The sequence below is a fragment of the uncultured Croceicoccus sp. genome (assembly GCF_947496385.1).
Classification (GTDB): Bacteria; Pseudomonadota; Alphaproteobacteria; order Sphingomonadales; family Sphingomonadaceae; genus Croceicoccus.
The window spans coordinates 1-2,127 of sequence record NZ_CANMCP010000037.1 but is presented as its reverse complement, the minus strand read 5'-3'; the positions used below and the strand labels follow the sequence as shown (position 1 = coordinate 2,127).

The following is a 2,127-nucleotide window of genomic DNA, read 5'->3' as shown; positions in this document are numbered from 1 at the left end:
GCGGCATCCAATCCCTTACGATGTTTGCTTCATATTAGCGAAGCCCGCTCGTAGAACGACAAGTCTTCCATCTCGTAGCTTGGCGGATCGCTTTCCTTGCGCATTTCGTGGAGCCGCTTCCAGTGCGCAAAGAGCCCCAAGATATGCGGCGGATCACCGTGAATTTCGGTAAAGCCGCCGTTTAGGGTTCGCGTATCGAAATAGGCTGCGTTCACTTCATCAGCGTAAAGTTCGGTTGCAAGCTCGTATCCCATGTCAAGCCAGCGCTGACGCTCGCCTGCGAAATCAGATACGAGATAGGCGATATGGTGAAATCCTTCCCCACCTTCCGGGTACATGTCGCGATAGATTGATGCCTTCTCGTCGTGCTGTTCGATGAACTGAATCATTTGTTCGCCAAGGTATCCGAAGGCGTAGGATACATCAGCCTCTTCTTTCGTTCCGCGATAGGTGAATTCATCACAATGGTGGTGGCGCACCATACAGAAGGGGCCTGCGCCGAACGCGTCGGACCATTTTCTCGCGGCATCGTCGATGCTGTTCACGAAATAGGCATGCTGAAAAAGCGGCCGGGTCGAGCTGCCGCTCATTATTCTGCAACCTCGCTCAAGGGGTGCTCGATATATGGTTCAAGTAGCTGTTCAACCGCCAGTCCTTCAGGGATGTTCTCCCTCCCAATCAGGCGGTCGACCTGCTCGTTGAACCAGAAGATGCGACGCTCTTGGTAATTAACCATCATGCCGGTAAAGCCCCCCGATTCAAGGCTTCTTTGTATCGGCTCAAGATTCATCATGTCCTCTTTCAGCACTGCGTCGAAAATAGGCAGAAAACGGTTCCAGAACTCGGGAAGCTCTCCTTCGCCCCAGTCGGGTGCAACATAGATTGTCTGCATCGTGCATTTGGCTTTTCCGTGCGGCCAGAACAGTAGCACCGGGAAGCCCGTCGGTTCGACTGGGGTGATGAGGTTCGGGAAGGACATGTAGGCGACGTTATTAAGACGGTAAAAATCCGGCATCGTCGCAATATCGGGTGCGCCTTCGAACTCCACAAAGTTCAGCCCTTCGTTCATCTTCTTACGGGTGGCCATGCGGGAATGGCCGCGCTCCATAAGCCCCATCGCCGCAGCCTTACTGTCCAGCATTATGCCGGCGTTAGTCGGATGGATGGTGTTGATATGATAGACTTCCAGAAACGCGTCCATCGCGACTTTCCAGTTGCAGTTGATCTCGTAATCCTGCGTGTGGATGGTGCGCAGATTTTCCATGCCTACGCATTCTAGCTCGCCGGCCAGTGGGCCAAGATATTCCTGCAGCGGGACGGCATGGCGGTCGAGATTGACGAAGACCCATCCGGCCCATGTTTCGCATTTTACCTCGATGAGGCCGCGCTTTTCCTTGTCGAGGCAGGGAAAGTCGCGTTCGTCGGGCACGCCCTTCAATGTGCCGTCAAGTCCATACGACCACGAATGATACTGGCAGCGCAAAAGCCTTGTATTGCCCGCATCGTCTCGCACCACGGGCGCGCCGCGATGGCGGCAGGTATTGTAGAAGGCCCGTAATTTCTCGTCGCATCCGCGGATCAGCAGGAGTGGCACGCCAAGCCGGTCCCAGAGGCGATAGTCGCCGATTCCGCGCAAGTCCTCTTCGCGACCTGCGCAAACCCAGGATTTCCTGAGAACATGCTTGTTCTCCAGCTCGAAGAAAGCCTCGCTCGTATAACGCCCGCCTGGTATTTCGGGGAGCGGCGGAAAATCCGGGCGTGGATCGGTACGTGCAGCTTCGAACGCGATGATTTTCTCGACGTCGTCGTAAATACTGCCGTTCATTTCCCTCTCCTGTGCACGCAGATGTCAGCCGGAAATGCCATTTCGGCAGAATCGTCATTTTCTTTTACGGTTGCCAAGTCCACATCATGCGTGCGGCATGGTCCACTATCCGAAACGCTAGATCATATGTCGGATGACGGGAGCAGCGATTGCCGAGGCGGCATTGCTCAATTGAACCCTTATCGAGTATCTGTTCCGAAAACGATTCCGGGAAGGATTCCGAAAACTGGCGGATCGAATGCAGGAATATCCCCCGTCTTTAGGCCGCGGCATGGATATCGGCGGCGTTCCATATCTTGCGG

At 54.8% G+C, this 2,127-nt stretch carries 2 protein-coding genes; both read right to left on the bottom strand.

Translation table 11 applies throughout. From position 1 onward, the window contains the following. Positions 1 to 29: 29 nt before the first annotated feature. A complete protein-coding gene (locus Q0897_RS15950) occupies positions 30 to 590 on the bottom strand; it encodes a VOC family protein (RefSeq protein WP_299310398.1) in 561 nt (186 codons plus the stop codon). Next, complete coding sequence (locus Q0897_RS15945; RefSeq protein WP_299310396.1) at positions 590 to 1,825, bottom strand: aromatic ring-hydroxylating dioxygenase subunit alpha; 1,236 nt, start codon at positions 1,823 to 1,825, stop codon at positions 590 to 592. The genes Q0897_RS15950 and Q0897_RS15945 overlap by 1 nt, the downstream gene beginning before the upstream one ends. Positions 1,826 to 2,127: the final 302 nt, after the last annotated feature.